At 73.0% G+C, this 16,261-nt stretch carries 15 protein-coding genes; 6 read left to right on the top strand and 9 right to left on the bottom strand.

Annotated elements, in window-relative coordinates; genetic code table 11:
• Positions 1–9 precede the first annotated feature (9 nt).
• The 5 genes from tal to pgl all read left to right on the top strand — a co-directional run bounded on the left by tal (position 10) and on the right by pgl (position 6,496).
• Positions 10–1,188: a transaldolase gene (gene tal / locus GA0070564_RS27830; protein WP_091616028.1), complete on the top strand. Its 1,179-nt coding sequence runs from the start codon at positions 10–12 to the stop codon at positions 1,186–1,188.
• A gap of 73 nt (positions 1,189–1,261) precedes the next feature.
• Positions 1,262–2,908, top strand: a complete 1,647-nt coding sequence (locus GA0070564_RS27825; protein WP_091615887.1) for a glucose-6-phosphate isomerase — start codon at positions 1,262–1,264, stop codon at positions 2,906–2,908.
• Positions 2,909–2,973: 65 nt separating this feature from the next.
• Positions 2,974–4,524, top strand: a complete 1,551-nt coding sequence (gene zwf, locus GA0070564_RS27820) for a glucose-6-phosphate dehydrogenase (RefSeq protein WP_091615882.1) — start codon at positions 2,974–2,976, stop codon at positions 4,522–4,524.
• Positions 4,525–4,555: 31 nt separating this feature from the next.
• Positions 4,556–5,572 carry a glucose-6-phosphate dehydrogenase assembly protein OpcA gene (locus GA0070564_RS27815; RefSeq protein WP_091615877.1) on the top strand — a complete coding sequence of 339 codons (1,017 nt, stop codon included), beginning with the start codon at positions 4,556–4,558 and terminating at the stop codon, positions 5,570–5,572.
• 150 nt (positions 5,573–5,722) lie between these two features.
• A complete protein-coding gene (gene pgl, locus GA0070564_RS27810) occupies positions 5,723–6,496 on the top strand; it encodes a 6-phosphogluconolactonase (RefSeq protein WP_091615873.1) in 774 nt (257 codons plus the stop codon).
• A gap of 51 nt (positions 6,497–6,547) precedes the next feature.
• Here the strand turns inward: pgl and GA0070564_RS27805 are convergent, their stop codons facing one another.
• The 8 genes from GA0070564_RS27805 to rapZ all read right to left on the bottom strand — a co-directional run bounded on the left by GA0070564_RS27805 (position 6,548) and on the right by rapZ (position 13,591).
• On the bottom strand, positions 6,548–6,898 hold the full coding sequence (locus tag GA0070564_RS27805) for an RNA polymerase-binding protein RbpA (RefSeq protein WP_091615869.1): 351 nt from the start codon (positions 6,896–6,898) through the stop codon (positions 6,548–6,550).
• 134 nt (positions 6,899–7,032) lie between these two features.
• The gene (secG, locus tag GA0070564_RS27800) at positions 7,033–7,293 is read right to left on the bottom strand and encodes a preprotein translocase subunit SecG (protein ID WP_091615866.1); all 261 of its coding nucleotides are present in this window, start codon (positions 7,291–7,293) and stop codon (positions 7,033–7,035) included.
• A gap of 95 nt (positions 7,294–7,388) precedes the next feature.
• Positions 7,389–8,180: a triose-phosphate isomerase gene (gene tpiA, locus GA0070564_RS27795; protein WP_091615862.1), complete on the bottom strand. Its 792-nt coding sequence runs from the start codon at positions 8,178–8,180 to the stop codon at positions 7,389–7,391.
• Positions 8,180–9,379: a phosphoglycerate kinase gene (locus GA0070564_RS27790; protein ID WP_091615858.1), complete on the bottom strand. Its 1,200-nt coding sequence runs from the start codon at positions 9,377–9,379 to the stop codon at positions 8,180–8,182. The genes tpiA and GA0070564_RS27790 overlap by 1 nt, the downstream gene beginning before the upstream one ends.
• The gene (gene gap / locus GA0070564_RS27785; RefSeq protein WP_091615855.1) at positions 9,376–10,380 is read right to left on the bottom strand and encodes a type I glyceraldehyde-3-phosphate dehydrogenase; all 1,005 of its coding nucleotides are present in this window, start codon (positions 10,378–10,380) and stop codon (positions 9,376–9,378) included. Before gap ends, GA0070564_RS27790 begins: the two co-directional genes overlap by 4 nt.
• A gap of 317 nt (positions 10,381–10,697) precedes the next feature.
• On the bottom strand, positions 10,698–11,678 hold the full coding sequence (whiA, locus tag GA0070564_RS27780) for a DNA-binding protein WhiA (protein ID WP_091615851.1): 981 nt from the start codon (positions 11,676–11,678) through the stop codon (positions 10,698–10,700).
• Between the two features lie 54 nt (positions 11,679–11,732).
• The gene (locus tag GA0070564_RS27775; protein WP_091615847.1) at positions 11,733–12,698 is read right to left on the bottom strand and encodes a gluconeogenesis factor YvcK family protein; all 966 of its coding nucleotides are present in this window, start codon (positions 12,696–12,698) and stop codon (positions 11,733–11,735) included.
• Positions 12,695–13,591, bottom strand: coding sequence for an RNase adapter RapZ (rapZ, locus tag GA0070564_RS27770; protein ID WP_091615842.1), 897 nt, complete (start codon positions 13,589–13,591; stop codon positions 12,695–12,697). Before rapZ ends, GA0070564_RS27775 begins: the two co-directional genes overlap by 4 nt.
• Before the next feature lie 363 nt (positions 13,592–13,954).
• Between rapZ and recQ the strand changes: the two genes are divergently transcribed.
• Positions 13,955–15,799, top strand: coding sequence for a DNA helicase RecQ (recQ, locus tag GA0070564_RS27765; RefSeq protein WP_091615838.1), 1,845 nt, complete (start codon positions 13,955–13,957; stop codon positions 15,797–15,799).
• A gap of 68 nt (positions 15,800–15,867) precedes the next feature.
• Here recQ and GA0070564_RS27760 read toward each other — a convergent pair.
• Positions 15,868–16,261, bottom strand: a 394-nt coding sequence (locus tag GA0070564_RS27760; protein WP_176730878.1) for a C39 family peptidase, incomplete at its 5' end; no start/stop codon positions are given.

Below are 16,261 nucleotides of genomic sequence, written 5' to 3'. Positions count from 1 at the left end.
GTGGACGGCATGACGGACAGGCTGAGTGAGCTCACCGCCGCGGGAGTGGCGGTCTGGCTCGACGATCTTTCCCGGGTACGACTGAGCTCCGGCGGGCTGGACCAGCTCCGCCGCGAGAAGCACGTGGCCGGGGTGACCACCAACCCGAGCATCTTCGCCAAGGCGCTGAGCGACGCCACGGAGTACAACTGGCAGCTCAAGGACCTCGCCACCCGCGGCATCGAGGTGGAAGAGGCCGTGCGGATGCTCACCACGTACGACGTGCGGTGGGCGTGCGACGTGATGCGCCCGTCGTACGACGGCAGCAACGGCGTCGACGGCCGGGTCTCCATCGAGGTGGACCCGCGGTCGGCCCACGACACGGAGAAGACCGTCGCCGAGGCCAAGGCGCTGTGGTGGCTGGTCGACCGCCCCAACCTCTTCATCAAGATCCCGGCCACCGAGGAGGGCCTGTCGGCGATCACCGCGACGCTGGCCGAGGGGATCAGCGTCAACGTGACCCTGATCTTCGGGCTGGACCGCTACTCGCAGGTGATGGAGGCGTTCCTGGCCGGCCTGGAGCAGGCCAAGGCGAACGGCCACGACCTGTCGAAGATCGGCTCGGTGGCGTCGTTCTTCGTCTCCCGGGTCGACTCCGAGGTCGACAAGCGGCTGGAGAAGCTCGGCTCCGACGAGGCGAAGGCGCTGCGTGGCAAGGCCGCCGTGGCCAACGCCCAGCTGGCGTACGAGCGCTACGGCGAGGTCTTCTCCTCCGACCGGTGGCAGAAGCTGGCCGACGCGGGCGCCCACCCGCAGCGGCCGCTGTGGGCGTCCACCTCGACCAAGAACCCGGACTACCGGGACGTGATCTACGTCGAGGAGCTGATCGCCCCCGGCACCGTCAACACCATGCCGGAGTCGGTGATCCACGCCTACGCCGAGCACGGGGAGACCCGCGGCGACACCATCACCGGCTCGTACGACGCCGCCCGCAAGGTCTTCACCGACCTGGAGGGCGTCGGCGTCGACATGTCCGACGTGATCGCCACGCTGGAGCGCGAGGGCGTGGAGAAGTTCGAGGCCAGCTGGCTGGAGCTGCTCGAGGGCGTGAAGAAGTCGCTGGCCGAGGCGGCGAAGGGCGCCGGCGCGCCGAACCAGGCCGCCAAGGGCAACGCGCAGGCCGCCCAGCAGGCCGGAGGCAACGCGTGACGATGCGCGACGGTGGCGCCCCGGGGTTCCCCGGGGCGCTTCCCCGCGCCCGGCCACCGGTCGGGAGGCCGACGTGACCGACCTGCTCGCCGGGGTCGAGGCGGCCGCCGGGCTCGCGGTGCACGGGGCGGACGCGGTCGACCGGGCCGCCGCCACCTCCACCCGGGCCGCCCTGGCGTCCGCCGGTGTCCCCGGCCGGCTGGCCGGCAAGGACCCGACCCTGTGGGGGGCGGCCGCGCGGGCCGGCGCGGAGCGCCGGCTCGGCTGGCTCGACACCCACCTGCGCAGCCGGGAGCTGCTCCCCCAGCTCGCCGAGCTGACCGCCGAGCTGGCCGACCTGGACCACGTGGTGCTGGCCGGGATGGGCGGCTCGTCGCTCGCCGCCGAGGTGATCACGCGGACCACCGGCCGGCCGCTGACCGTGCTGGACACCACCGACCCGGGCCAGGTCCGGGCGGCGCTGGCCGACCGGCTGGAGCGCACCGTCGTGGTGGTGGCCAGCAAGTCCGGCTCGACGGTGGAGACCGACAGCCACCGGCGCGCGTACTGGCAGGCGTTCCTGGACGCCGGGATGACCGAGGCGGAGGCGGCCCGGCACTTCGTGGTGGTCACCGACCCGGGTTCCCCGCTGGAGGAGACCGCCGCCGAGATGGGCGTGGTGATGATCCACGCCGACCCGGAGGTGGGCGGCCGGTACTCCGCGCTGACCGCGTTCGGGCTCGTCCCGGCCGCGCTGGCCGGCGTCGAGGTGACCGCGCTGCTCGACGACGCCGAGGCGTTGGCCGGGTCGCTGGGCCACGACCGGGACAACCCGGCGCTCGCGCTGGGGGCCGCGCTGGCCGCCGCCGCGACCGACGGCCGGGACCGGGTCGCGCTGGTCGCCGACGGCACCGGCATCGACGGGCTGGGCGACTGGGCCGAGCAGCTGATCGCCGAGTCCACCGGCAAGTCCGGCCTGGGCATCCTGCCGGTGGTGGTCGAGTCGCCGGGCGCCCCCGGCGTGTCCGGCGACGGTGTGCTGACCGTGACCTACGGTGGCGCGTTGCCGCCCGGCGCCGTGCCCGGTGGCGGGTGCGTGCCCGACCTGGCCGTCAACGGCCCGCTCGGCGCGCACTTCCTGGCCTGGGAGTACGCGACCGCGATCGCCGCGGTGGCGCTCGGCGTCGACCCGTTCGACCAGCCGGACGTCGCCGGGGCCAAGCGGAACACCGAACGCGTCCTGGCCGAGGGGGCGCCGGCGCAGCGGCCGTCGTCCACCGAGGGTGCCATCGAGGTGTACGCCCCGGCGGGCGCCCCCGCCGGCCTGGCCGGCGCGCTGCGCTGGCTGTTCGGCCAGGTGCCCGGCGACGGTTACCTCGCCGTCACGGCGTACCTCGACCGGCTCGCCGACGCCGACGCGGCCCGGCTGCGTCCGCTGTTGGCCGGGGCGACCGCGGCGCCGGTGACCTTCGGGTGGGGGCCGCGGTTCCTGCACTCCACCGGCCAGTACCACAAGGGCGGTCCGGCCGTCGGCGTTCATCTCCAGGTGACCGGGGCGGTCACCGATGATCTGCCGGTGCCCGGGCGCCCGTACTCCTTCGCAGAACTCCAGGCGGCCCAGGCCGCGGGCGACCGGCAGGCCCTGGTCGACCGCGGCCGGCCGGTCCTGCGGCTGCACCTGACCGAGCGGGCGGCGGGCCTGGCCCAGCTGCTCGATGTGGCCGGACGGACACTGACGTGACGATGATTGACGATAATCCCCCAGCGGAGCGAGGAGACACCGTGAGCGCGAGGAGTGGGCCGAACGTGCCAGCCGCGCAGACGTCGACCGAGGGTGGCCCGACGAACCCGCTACGCGACCCGCAGGACCGGCGGCTGCCCCGGATCCCGGAGCCCTGCGCTCTGGTGATCTTCGGGGTCACCGGGGACCTGGCGCGCAAGAAGCTGCTTCCGGCGGTCTACGACCTGGCCAACCGGGGGCTGCTGCCGCCCGGTTTCGTGGTCCTCGGCTTCGCCCGCCGGGACTGGGGCGACGGGGACTTCGAGACCCTGGCCTGCGAGGCGGCCCGCAAGCACGCCCGCACCCCCTGGCGGGACGAGGTCTGGGCCCGGCTGGCCGGCAACATCAAGTTCGTCGGCGGCTCGTTCGACGACGACGCCGCCTTCGACCACCTCGCCGCCACCCTCGACGAGCTGCGGGACACCCACGGCATCCACGGCAACGCCGCCTTCTACTTCTCCATCCCCCCGGCGGCCTTCCCGGTCGTGCTCAAGCAGCTGGCCCGCACCGGCATGGCCGACAACGCCAAGTCCGGCGGCTGGCGGCGGGTCGTGGTGGAGAAGCCGTTCGGCAACGACCTGCCCTCGGCCAAGGCCCTCAACGACCTGGTCGACGACGTGTTCACCAGCCAGGACGTCTTCCGGATCGACCACTACCTGGGCAAGGAGACGGTCCAGAACATCCTGGCCCTGCGCTTCGCCAACAACCTGTTCGAGCCGCTGTGGAACTCCAAGTACGTCGACTCGGTGCAGATCACCATGGCCGAGGACGTCGGCATCGGCACCCGGGCCGCGTTCTACGACTCGGTCGGCACCGCCCGTGACGTGCTCCAGAACCACCTGCTCCAGCTGCTGGCCCTGGTGGCGATGGAGGAGCCGACCAGCTTCGACGCCGACGAGATCCGGGCCGAGAAGCTGAAGGTGCTCAAGGCCATCACCCTGCCCAGGGACGTCGAGCGGGGCACCGTGCGCGGCCAGTACCTGCCCGGCTGGGTGGGCGGCGAGCGGGCCAAGGGCTACCTGGAGGAGGAGGGCGTCCCGGAGACCTCCACCACCGAGACGTACGTGGCCGTGGAGCTGGGCATCCAGAACCGCCGGTGGGCGGGGGTGCCGTTCTACATCCGGGCCGGCAAGCGGCTGCCCCGGCGGGTCACCGAGGTGGCCATCATGTTCAAGAAGGCGCCGCACCTGCCGTTCAACGCCGCGGACATGGAGTCGCTCGGCCCCAACCAGCTGGTCATCCGGGTCCAGCCGGACGAGGGCGTGGTGCTCAAGTTCGGTTCCAAGGTGCCCGGCACGACCATGGAGGTCCGCGACATCGCGATGGACTTCCAGTACGGCGAGGCGTTCACCGAGTCCAGCCCCGAGGCGTACGAAAGGCTGGTGCTGGACGTGCTGATCGGCGACCGGACGCTCTTCCCGGACGCCGCCGAGGTGGAGCAGAGCTGGCAGGTCGTGGACCCGCTGGAGCACGCCTGGGAGGGGACGAAGCCGGAGCCGTACCGGGCCGGTGAGTGGGGGCCGCGGGCCGCCGACGAGATGTTGGCCCGCGAGGGCCGGGCGTGGCGGCGGGCGTGAGCGAGCAGAGCGAACGAACCAGGAGGCTCCAGTGATCGGGCTGTGGGACACCACCGGCAACGAGGTGGTCAAGGCGCTCGCCGCCGAGCGGCGCAGCGCCGGCGGGGTGGCCAGCGGCATGGCCCTGACCCTGGTCGTCGTGGTTGACGAGAAGCGGGTCCGGGAGGCCGAGGCTGCGGCGACCATCGCCGCCGCCGCGCACCCCTGCCGGATCGTCGTCGTGGTCCGCTCCGACGTCGAGCGGGACCGCAACCGGCTGGACGCCGAGATCGTCGTCGGTGGTCGGCTCGGCCCGTGCGAGGCGGTGGTGACCCGGATGTACGGGCGGCTCGCCCTGCACGCCGAGTCGGTGGTGATGCCGCTGCTGGTGCCGGACGTGCCGGTGGTGACGTGGTGGCACGGCGAACCGCCGGCCGAGATCTCCACCGACTTCCTCGGCGTGGTGGCCGACCGGCGGATCACCGACGCCGCGCAGGCCGCCGACCCGGTGGCCGCGCTGCGGCAGCGGGCCGCCGACTACGCCCCCGGCGACACCGACCTGGCCTGGACCCGGATCACCCCGTGGCGCACCCTGGTGGCGGGTGCGTTCGACACCACCCAGGCCCGGGTCACCGAGGCGACCGTGGTGGCGCCGCGCACCGACCCCACGGCGGCGCTGATGCGCGGCTGGCTGATGGCCCGGCTCGGCATCGACCCGGTCTGGGAGCACACCGACGAGTACCCGCGGATGCGGGAGGTGCAGCTGCGCTGCGCCAACGGTGACGAGCTGACCCTCAGCCGGGACGACAGCATCGCCATCTTCCGGCGTACCGGCCAGGACGACCGGACGCTGCCCCTGGTCCGCCGGCCGCTCGGCGACGAGCTGGCCGAGGAGCTGCGCCGGCTCGACGCCGACCAGGTGTACGCCGAGGCGCTCGGCGCGGCGGCCGGCCTCTCCGGGCTCGACCAGCGCCCCGCCGGGCGGGTGCACGTCTGGAAGGACCCGGCGACCGCCCAGCGGGCCGAGGCGGGCGTCACCGCGCACGCCGGCGCCACCGCGCAGGGCTGAGCCGGTACGGACGGGCGGCCACTGCCAGAGGCCGCCCGTACCGACCCCTCTCGGGCCGGCAACGCACGAGGACAGGCACATCCGGCCGCACCGCGGCCGGACCAGGCAACGGTGACCGCGGATGCGGTCGGAAGAACGAAGGCACAGCGAATGAGTGAGGCGAGTGTCGCCGTACACGCCGACGCCGACCTGCTGGCGCAGGCGGTCGCGGCCCGGCTGGTGGTGAAGCTGCTCGACGCGCAGGCCGACCGGGGGGAGGCCTCGGTGGTGCTGACCGGCGGGCGGATCGCCGCGGCGGTGTACCGGGCGGTGACGGCGTTGCCGGCGCACGACGCGGTCGACTGGTCGCGGGTTGACGTCTGGTGGGGCGACGAGCGGTTCCTGCCGGCCGGCGACCCGGAGCGCAACGAGACCCAGGCCCGCGCGGCCCTGCTCGACGCGCTGCCGCTGGACCCGGCCCGGGTGCACCCGATGCCCGCCTCGGACGGGCCGGCCGGCGACGACCCGGAGGCCGCCGCCGCCGGGTACGCGCAGGAGCTGGCCCGGGCCGCCCGGCCGGGGCACGCCACCCTCCCCCACTTCGACGTGCTGATGCTCGGTGTGGGCGAGGACGGTCACGTGGCCTCGGTCTTCCCGGAGCACCCGGTGCACCACGACAACCGGCCGGTCAGCGCGGTGCGGGGCAGCCCGAAACCGCCCCCGGTGCGGACCACCCTCACCCTGCCCACGATCAACACGGCCGAGGAGGTCTGGCTGGTCGCCGGGGGCGCCGACAAGGCGCGGGCGGTCGGCATGGCGCTGGCCGGGGCGGGGCCGGTGCAACTGCCCGCTGCCGGGGTGCACGGGACGGCGCGCACCTGCTGGCTGCTGGACCGGGCCGCGGCCGCCGACGTGCCGCCGCGCCTGCGCAGCCTCCGGGTGTAAGGAGGGGTCCCCTCTCAACGCCTGCGGTATGGCAGGGGGCCCTGTCGACAGCTAGGAGGCGGGCCGGCCGCGGCGCCGGTGCAGCGCGGCCAGCGCCTCGGCGAGGATCGCCTCCGCCTCCTCCGGGGTGCGCCGCTCCTTGACGTACGCCAGGTGGGTCTTGAAGGGCTCGACGCGGGCTCGGCCCGGCGGATCGTCCGGGTCCCGGCCGCCCGGCAGCCCGCACCGCGGGCAGTCCCAGAGCGCGGGCGGCTCGGCCTCGGCGGCGATCAGGATGTCGAACCGGTGCTCGTTGCGGCACCAGTAGGTGATCGCCTGCCGGGCGGCCGGTGCGTACCGCTCGGGGGGTCGTTCGGGGCCGGACCCGATCCGGGTGCCGCGGATGACGTTGCCACTCGGCACGGCTGCTCGCTCCTGTCGTCGGAGGGGACCGCCGCCGGTGCGGGCGGCGGGCGACGCGGTGCAGCGGAGAAAAGAACTGCGCGCGGTCCGTCGGTGACGGACCGCGCGCAGATTGTACGGCGTGAATGCCTCGCTCAGGAGCCGGTGCCGACCTGGAGCCGGAGCCAGAGGCCCAGCCCGACGATGCAGGCGAACCAGACGAGCCCCACCAGGACGGTGTAGCGGTCGAGGTTCTTCTCGGCCACCGACGAGCCGGCCAGGCTGGAGCTGACCCCACCGCCGAACATGCTGGACAGCCCGCCGCCCTTACCTCGGTGCAGCAGGATCAGCATGGTGAGCAGAACGCTCGTGATGACCAGCAACACGATCAACGTGTATGCGAACCAGATCGGCATGGCTGGGGTCAGTCCTCTCGTTACGATCCTCGCCCGGACAGATCGGGCACGGCGGCCTCGACCGGTGGACGGGCGGAGTCAAGGATAGCGAGCGATCAGCGGGCGGTGTGCTCCGGGAACCTGCAGATCTTCGCGAACTCCTCGGCGTCCAGGCTGGCGCCGCCTACCAGGGCCCCGTCCACGTCCGGCTGGGCCATGATCGACGCCACGTTCGACGACTTCACCGACCCGCCGTAGAGGATCCGGACCTGGTCCGCGGTCGCCTGGTCGAAGGTCTCGACCAGGCGCTTGCGCACCTCGCCGCAGACCTCCTGGGCGTCCTCCGGGGTGGCCGTCTTGCCGGTGCCGATCGCCCAGACCGGCTCGTACGCGACGACGACCTTGGTGACCTGCTCGGCGGTGAGCCCGCGCAGGGCGCCGTCGAGCTGGTCGCAGCAGTGCGGCACGTGCCGCAGCTGCTCCCGGATCTCCAGCCCCTCACCGATGCAGAGGATCGGGGTGAGCCCGTTGGCCAGGGCCGCGGCCACCTTGGCGTTGACGATCGCGTCGTCCTCGTAGTGGTACTGCCGCCGCTCCGAGTGCCCGACGGTCACGTACGTGCAGCCCAGCTTGGCCAGCATCGGCCCGGCGATGTCGCCGGTGTACGCGCCCGACTGGTACGGCGACAGGTCCTGCGCGCCGTAGCCGATCAGCAGCTTGTCGCCGTCCACCGCGGTCTGCACGGTACGCAGGTCGGTGAAGGGCGGCAGCACCACGCACTCGACGTCGGTGAGCTGCTTCTCGTTCAGGCTCGCGGCCAGCTTCTGCACCAGCAGGTTGGCCTCGAGGTGGTTCAGGTTCATCTTCCAGTTGCCGGCCATCAGCGGCCGGCGGGTGATGCTCGCCATCAGTCCTCCAGCGCCGCGATGCCGGGCAGGGTCTTGCCCTCGAGGTATTCCAGGGAGGCCCCGCCACCGGTGGAGATGTGCCCGAACGACGACTCGTCCAGGCCCAGGGCCCGTACCGCAGCCGCGCTGTCACCGCCGCCGACCACGCTGAACGCGTCGGTCTTGGTGATCGCCTCGGCCACCCCGCGGGTGCCGGCGGCGAAGGCCGGCATCTCGAACACACCCATCGGCCCGTTCCAGAAGATGGTCTTCGCCTGGGAGATGGCGGCGGCGAAGCCGGCCACCGTCTCCGGGCCGATGTCCAGCCCGAGCCGGTGGCTCGGGATGCCGTCGGCGCGCACCGTGTCGTGCGCGGCGTCCGGGGCGAAGGCGTCCGCGGCCACCACGTCGACCGGGAGCATGATCTTGCCCTCGGAGCGCTCCAGGAGGTTGCGGCAGGTCTCCACCATCTCCTCCTCCAGCAGCGAGGTGCCCACCTCGTGGCCCTGGGCCTTGAGGAAGGTGAAGCACATCCCGCCGCCGATGAGCAGCCGGTCGACCGTCGGCAGCAGCGCCTCGATCACCGCCAGCTTGTCGGAGACCTTGGAACCGCCGAGCACCACCACGTACGGCCGCTCCGGCGCGCCGGTCAGCCGGGAGAGCACCTCCACCTCGCGCAGCACCAGGCGGCCGGCGACGTGCGGCAGCCGCGCCGGCACGTCGAAGACGCTGGCGTGCTTGCGGTGCACGGCGCCGAAGGCGTCGTCGACGTACGCGTCGCCGAACGCGGCGAGCTGGTCGGCGAAGGCGCCCCGCTCGGCGTCGTCCTTGCTGGTCTCGCCCTTGTTGAACCGCAGGTTCTCCAGCAGCGCGACCTGACCGTCGGCCAGGCCGTCCACGCATGCGCGGGCGGAGTCGCCGACGGTGTCCTCGGCGAAGTGCACCGGGGCGCCCAGCAGCTCACCGAGCCGCCCGGCGACCGGACGGAGGCTGAACTGCGGGTCCGGGGCGCCCTTCGGGCGGCCCAGGTGCGAGCAGACGACAACCTTCGCGCCGGCCTGCACCAGCGCGCTCAGCGTCGGCAGGACGGCCCGGATCCGGCCGTCGTCCGTGATGTCCCCGGTCTGCTTGTCGAGCGGGACGTTCAGGTCGGCGCGTACCAGCACGCGCCGACCCGACACCCCCTCGGCGAGCAGGTCGTCGAGGTTGCGGATCGTCACAGCGACTGACCCACCAGCTTCACCAGGTCCACGAGGCGGTTGGAGTAGCCCCACTCGTTGTCGTACCAGCCGACGACCTTGACCTGGTTGCCGATCACCTTGGTCAGCGGCGCGTCGAAGATGCAGGACGACGGGTCGGTGACGATGTCCGCCGACACGATCGGGTCCTCGTTGTAGCTGAGGTAGCCCTTGAGCGGGCCCTCGGCGGCGGCCTTCAGCGCGGCGTTGACCTCCTCCACGGTGGTCTCCCGGCCGACCTCGACGGTCAGGTCGGTGGCCGAGCCGGTCGGGATCGGCACCCGCAGCGCGTAGCCGTCCAGCTTGCCCTTCAGCTCGGGCAGCACCAGGCCGATGGCCTTCGCGGCGCCGGTCGAGGTGGGGACGATGTTCAGCGCGGCGGCGCGGGCCCGACGCAGGTCCTTGTGCGGCGCGTCCTGGAGGTTCTGGTCCTGGGTGTACGCGTGGATCGTGGTCATCAGACCCTTGGTGATCCCGAAGGTGTCGTGCAGCACCTTGGCCATCGGGGCGAGGCAGTTGGTGGTGCAGGAGGCGTTCGAGATGATGGTGTGCTTGGCCGGGTCGTACTGGTCGTGGTTGACGCCCATGACCACGGTGACGTCCTCGTTCTTCGCCGGCGCGGAGATGATGACCTTCTTGGCCCCGCCGTCGATGTGCGCCTTCGCCTTGGTGCCGTCGGTGAAGAAGCCGGTGGACTCGATGACGACGTCGACGCCGACCTCGCCCCACGCCAGCTTGCTGGGGTCCTTCTCCTCGAACACCTTGATGGTCTTGCCACCCACGGTGATCTCGTCGGCGCTGGCCTTGACCTCGTGCGGGAGGCGACCCAGGATGCTGTCGTACTTGAGCAGGTGGGCGAGCGTCGCGTTGTCGGTCAGGTCGTTGACCGCCACGACCTCGATGTCGGCGCCGGACGCAAGCACTGCCCGGAAGAAGTTACGGCCGATCCGGCCGAAGCCGTTGATGCCAACCCGGATGGTCACAGGTCCCATCTCCTCGCGTTCTGGTCCGCCGGCGTCGGACACCGGCCGGCGGAGATGTGTGCGCCGACCGTTGGAGCCGGCCGTTGACGGTTCATCTCGGCCACCCCGCCGCGGTCCGGAGACCTGACCGCCTGAGGCGGTGAGTCACGGCGAGGAGACCTGTGCCGGCCCCCTTGCCGTACGTCGTGACCTTATCCGAGCGCACGGGGCCGCGCTGCGCCGGGGCAAGATCCGGTACGCCCCGTGGGACACGCCGGCACGCCCGGCGACGATCCCGCGCCGCGCTCGCCTCTCGTCGTCCGGCCGCCACCGTCCTATCAGACCACGAGCATGTCCGGCGTGACTGCCGCTTCCGTATCGGGGATGCCCAGGTCACGAGCCCGCTTGTCGGCCAGGGCCAGCAGTCGCCTTATCCGGCCGGCGATGGCGTCCTTGGTCAGCGGCGGGTCGGCCAGCGCGCCCAACTCCTCCAGGGAGGCCTGCCGGTGCTCCAGCCGCAGCCGGCCGGCCGAGGTGAGGTGGTTGGGGGCGTCGTCGGCGAGGATCTCCAGCGCGCGGGTCACCCGGGCCGCCGCGGCCACCGCCGCCCGGGCCGAGCGGCGCAGGTTCGCGTCGTCGAAGTTGGCCAGCCGGTTGGCGGTGGCGCGCACCTCCCGGCGTACCCGGCGCTCCTCCCAGGCCAGCACGCTGGAGTGCGCGCCGATCCGGGTGAGCAGCGCGGCGATCGCGTCGCCGTCCTTGACCACCACCCGGTCCACGCCGCGGACCTCGCGGTTCTTGGCGCTGATGCCGATCCGGCGGGCCGCGCCGACCAGGGCCAGCGCGGACTCCGGGCCCGGGCAGGTGATCTCCAGGGCGCTGGATCGGCCCGGCTCGGTCAGCGAGCCGTGCGCCATGAACGCGCCCCGCCACGCCGACACGGCGCAGCAGACGTTCGCGGCCACCACGTGCGGCGGCAGCCCGCGCACCGGCCGGCCCCGGACGTCCAGCAGGCCGGTCTGCCGGGCCAGCGCCTCGCCGTCCTTCACCACCCGGACGATGAAGTGACTGCCCTTGCGCAGGCCACCGGAGGCCAGCACGTGGATCTCGCTCGGGTAGCCGTACACCTCGGCGATCTCCCGGCGCAGCCGCCGGGCCACCGCGCCGGTGTCGAGTTCCGCCTCGACGACCACCCGCCCGGATACGATGTGCAGGCCGCCCGCGAAGCGCAGCAACGCGGCCATCTCCGCACGTCGGCAGCACGGCTTGGGCACGTCGACCCGACTCAGCTCGTCCTTGACCGCAGCTGTCATCGCCATTCTGCGCCCCCTCACGGACCGGTACCGGCGTGTCGCCGGTGATTACGTACGTGCTTAACGATCGGCGCCCAGGACAGGCACCAGCGCGGCGCCGAGCGCGGCCGGATCGTGTCGGGGCGTGCCGTCGGTGACGGCGACCGGGGCGAGGACCAGTCGGGCACCCAGCGATTCTGCCGCACGCTCGACCGGTTCCGGGTCACCCACCGCCTTGCCGTCGGCGAGGACCAGGTCCACCTTGAGCTCGGGAAGATACCAGTGCAGCGCGGCCAGGTGGTCGGCCACGGAGAGCCCCAGGGTCTCCTTCTCCGCCGCCAGGTTCAGGGTGACCAGCCGGCGGGCCGGACTGGCCACGATCGCCTCGGCCAGGCCGGGGACCAGCAGGTGCGGCAGCACGCTGGTGTACCAGCTGCCCGGCCCGAAGATCAACCAGTCGGCCTCGGTGGTGGCCGCCACCGCCTCCGCACAGGCCGGTGGCGCGTGCGGGGTGAGCCGCAGCGACTCGACCCGGCCGGTGGTCACCGCCACCTGGTGCTGGCCGCGCAGCGTCCGGATCTCGTCGGGACGGGCCGGGTCGACCCCCCGTACCAGCGCCTCGATCCCCACCGGCTGCGGCGACATGGGCAGCACCCGGCCGACCGCGCCGAGCATCGTGCCGGCGTGCCGCAACGCGGCCACCGGGTCGCCCAGCTGCTCCATCAGGCCGCAGAGCACCAGGTTGCCCACGGCGTGCCCGGCGAGGCCGTCACCGGCCGGGCCGGCCGGGGCGAACCGGTGCTGGAAGAGTCCCGCGCTGCGCCGGGTCGCCGGGTGCTCCCCGGCCAGCGCGACCAGCGCCTGTCGCAGGTCACCCGGGGGCAGGCCGCCGCGCTCGGCGCGAAGCCGACCGCTGGACCCGCCGTCGTCGCCCACGGTGACCACCGCGGTGATGTCCAGGTCGATCTCCGGTACGCAGTGGCGCAGCGCCCGCAGGCAGGCGGACAGGCCGTGCCCGCCGCCGAAGGCGACCACCTTCACCGTCACTCCCGCCCCAGGTCCCGGTGCTGCGCGTTCGCGGCGATGCCGGACTGCCGCAGCCGGCCGGCCAGCTCCTCGGTGATGGCGACGCTGCGGTGCTTGCCGCCGGTGCAGCCCACCGCCACGGTCAGGTAGCGCTTGCCCTCCCGCTCGAAGCCGGCGGTGGTCGCGTTGACCAGGTCGGCGTAGGCGGCGACGAACTCGTCGGCCCCCTCCTGACCCAGCACGTACGCGCTGACCGCCTCCTCCCGGCCGGTGTGCTCGCGCAGCTCCGGCACCCAGTACGGGTTGGGCAGGAACCGGGCGTCCAGCACGAAGTCGGCGTCCGGCGGCAGGCCGTACTTGAAGCCGAAGGAGAGCACGGTGACCCGCAGCCGGCGGGCGTCCTCGCCGGCGAACAGCTCCTCCACCCGGCGGCGCAGCTGGTTGACGTTGAGCTGACTGGTGTCGATGATCACGTCGGCCTGGTCGCGGGCCTCCTCCAGCAGCTCCCGCTCCACGGCGATGCCGTCGGCCAGCCGACCGTCACCCTGCAACGGGTGCGAGCGGCGGACGCTCTCGAACCGCCGGATCAGCACCTCGTCGTCGGCGTCGACGAAGACCACCCGGGGGTGGAAGCGTCGGTCCTTCAGCTCCCGGATCGCGCCGGCCAGGTCGGTGGAGAAGGCGCGGGACCGCACGTCCAGCACCATCGCCGTACGCCGGGCGGCGCCGCCGGCCTTCACGGCCAGCTCGGCCATGTCCAGCATCAGCGCCTGCGGGAGGTTGTCGACCACGTAGTAGCCGACGTTCTCCAGCGCCCGGGCCACCGTGCTGCGCCCACCGCCGGAGAGGCCGGTGACCACCACCAGGGTGGTCTCCTCCTCGGCCGGCTCGCCGGCCGGCGCCGGGCTCTCCACGACAGCTCCGTGCACGCCCGGCAGGTCGCCCGGTGTCCGCTCCTGGGCAGTTCCCGCCTCGCTCAACCCGTTACCCCCAAGCCGTGGTGCTCCGGTGCGTTCTGCGACCGGGCATGGTCAGTCAGCGACTCTATCCCGCTGCGCCCCGTCGGTCGTCGCCCCCGGCGCGGTGGCGGGTCCGTCCGCTGCGCTCAACGTGCCGACCGGCCCCGGTGTTCCTGCCCGGCGCCCGATCCACCCGTGGGGTCGCGCACCCGACAGGAGCCACCCCTCGACGGCCGGGCCGGCCGACCGGCGTCCGGTCCCGGCGCGGCGGACCCGCCGGGGCCGGACGCTGTCGGGGGCGCTCCGTAGACTGCCCGGATGGTCTCCCCCACCACCGAGCAGCGGACCGAGGACGCCTCCGGGGTGCTGCGCCGGGTCTTCGGCTACGACGCGTTCCGCGGTTTCCAGCGCGAGGTCATCGACCACGTCGTGGCCGGCGGGGACGCCCTGGTGCTGATGCCCACCGGCGGGGGCAAGTCGCTGTGTTACCAGATCCCGGCGCTGGTCCGCCCCGGCGTCGCGGTGGTGGTCTCGCCGCTGATCGCGCTGATGCAGGACCAGGTGGACGCGCTCACCGCCGTCGGCGTCCGCGCCGGCTTCCTCAACTCGACGCTCGACCTCGACGCCCGGCGGCAGGTCGAGCGGGCGTTCGTCGACGGCGAGCTCGACCTGCTCTATCTCGCCCCGGAGGCGCTCGGCACCCGCCCGGTGCAGCAGCTGCTCGACCGGGGCAGCATCGCGCTGTTCGCCATCGACGAGGCGCACTGCGTGGCCCAGTGGGGGCACGACTTCCGCCCCGACTACCTGGCCCTGTCGATGCTGCACGAGCGGTGGCCGGCGGTCCCGCGGATCGCGCTGACCGCCACGGCCACCACCGCGACCCGCGCCGAGATCGCCACCCGGCTGAAGCTCACCGAGGCGCGGCACTTCGTGGCCAGCTTCGACCGGCCCAACATCCAGTACCGCATCGTGCCCAAGCGGGAGCCGCGCAAGCAGCTGCTGGCCCTGCTCCGCGACGAGCACCCCGGCGACGCCGGGATCGTCTACTGCCTCTCCCGCGCCTCGGTGGACAAGACCGCCGACTTCCTGGTCGCCAACGGCATCCCCGCCCTGCCCTACCACGCCGGCCTGGACGCGGTCACCCGCGCCACCAACCAGCAGCGGTTCCTGCGCGAGGACGGTCTGGTCATGGTGGCCACGATCGCCTTCGGCATGGGCATCGACAAGCCGGACGTACGCTTCGTCGCCCACCTCGACCTGCCCAAGTCGGTGGAGGGCTACTACCAGGAGACAGGCCGCGCCGGGCGGGACGGGCTGCCGTCCACGGCCTGGCTGGCGTACGGGCTCCAGGACGTGGTGCAGCAACGCAAGATGATCGAGACGTCGGACGGCGACCTGGCCCGGCGCCGCTCGCTCGCCGCGCACCTCGACGCGATGCTGGCGCTCTGCGAGACGGTGCGCTGCCGCCGTGCTCAGCTGCTCGAATACTTCGGCGAGCCGGCCGCCGGCCCGTGCGGCAACTGCGACACCTGCCTGGAGCCGCCGGAGTCGTGGGACGGCACCGTGCCGGCGCAGAAGCTGCTCTCCACCGTCTTCCGGCTGGACCGGGAGCGCAACCAGCGGTTCGGCGCCGGCCACTGCGTCGACATCCTGCTCGGCCGACAGACCGAGAAGATCACCCAGCACACCCACGACCAGCTGACGGTCTTCGGCATCGGCGGTGAGCTGAGCGAGGCGGAGTGGCGCGGCGTGGTCCGGCAGCTGCTGGCCGAGGGGCTGCTGGCGGTCGAGGGCGACTACGGCACCCTGACCCTCACCGAGGCCAGCGCCGAGGTGCTGGGCCGCCGCCGCACGGTGATGATGCGCCGGGAGCCGGAACGGAAGTCCGCCGGGCGCGCCGCCCGAGCCAAGACCTCCGCCACCGCGGCCGTCGAACTGCCGCCGTCGGCCGCGCCGCTGTTCGAACGGCTGCGCGCCTGGCGCGCGGCGACCGCGAAGGAGCAGGGCGTCCCCGCGTACGTCATCTTCCACGACGCGACCCTGCGGCAGATCGCCACCGACGCGCCCGGCTCCCTGGGTGAGTTGTCGAAGGTCGGTGGCGTCGGCGAGAACAAGCTGGCCAAGTACGGCGACGCGATCCTCGGCGTGCTGGCCGAGGGCTGACCGCCTGCGGACATGTGACAAGGGCCCGACCCCTCGTGAGGGTCGGGCCCTTGTCGGTTCGGTGGCGGTCAGCTGGCGGTGTAGCCGCGGGTGGCGATCCAGTCGGCGAGGTTGTCCACGCTCATCCGGTAGGAGGCCATGTTCGGGTCGGCGCTGTCGGCGATGGTGACGGTCTTGCCACCGTCGCGGTAGCCCACGACCGAGATGTAGTGCCCGCCCTCGAAGGAGTGGGTGTTGCCGTCGGTGTCGACCGCGGTGCCGGCGATGTTCGCCACCACGGCCCGACCGCCGTCGACGGTCTCCACGACGTCCGCGCGCAGCTTGTCGGTCTGCTTGTCGTCGGCCTTACGATCCTTGATCTCCACCGACCGGTAGACGTCCTTACCGGTCTCCTTGTTCAGCACCGGGGTGATGTCGTTGATGCTGTTGGTGCCGTCCTCGGTGGTGCCCATCTCCCTGGCC

Source organism: Micromonospora mirobrigensis (assembly GCF_900091555.1).
Lineage (GTDB): Bacteria > Actinomycetota > Actinomycetes > Mycobacteriales > Micromonosporaceae > Micromonospora > Micromonospora mirobrigensis.
This window is presented reverse-complemented; position numbering and strand designations above follow the sequence as displayed.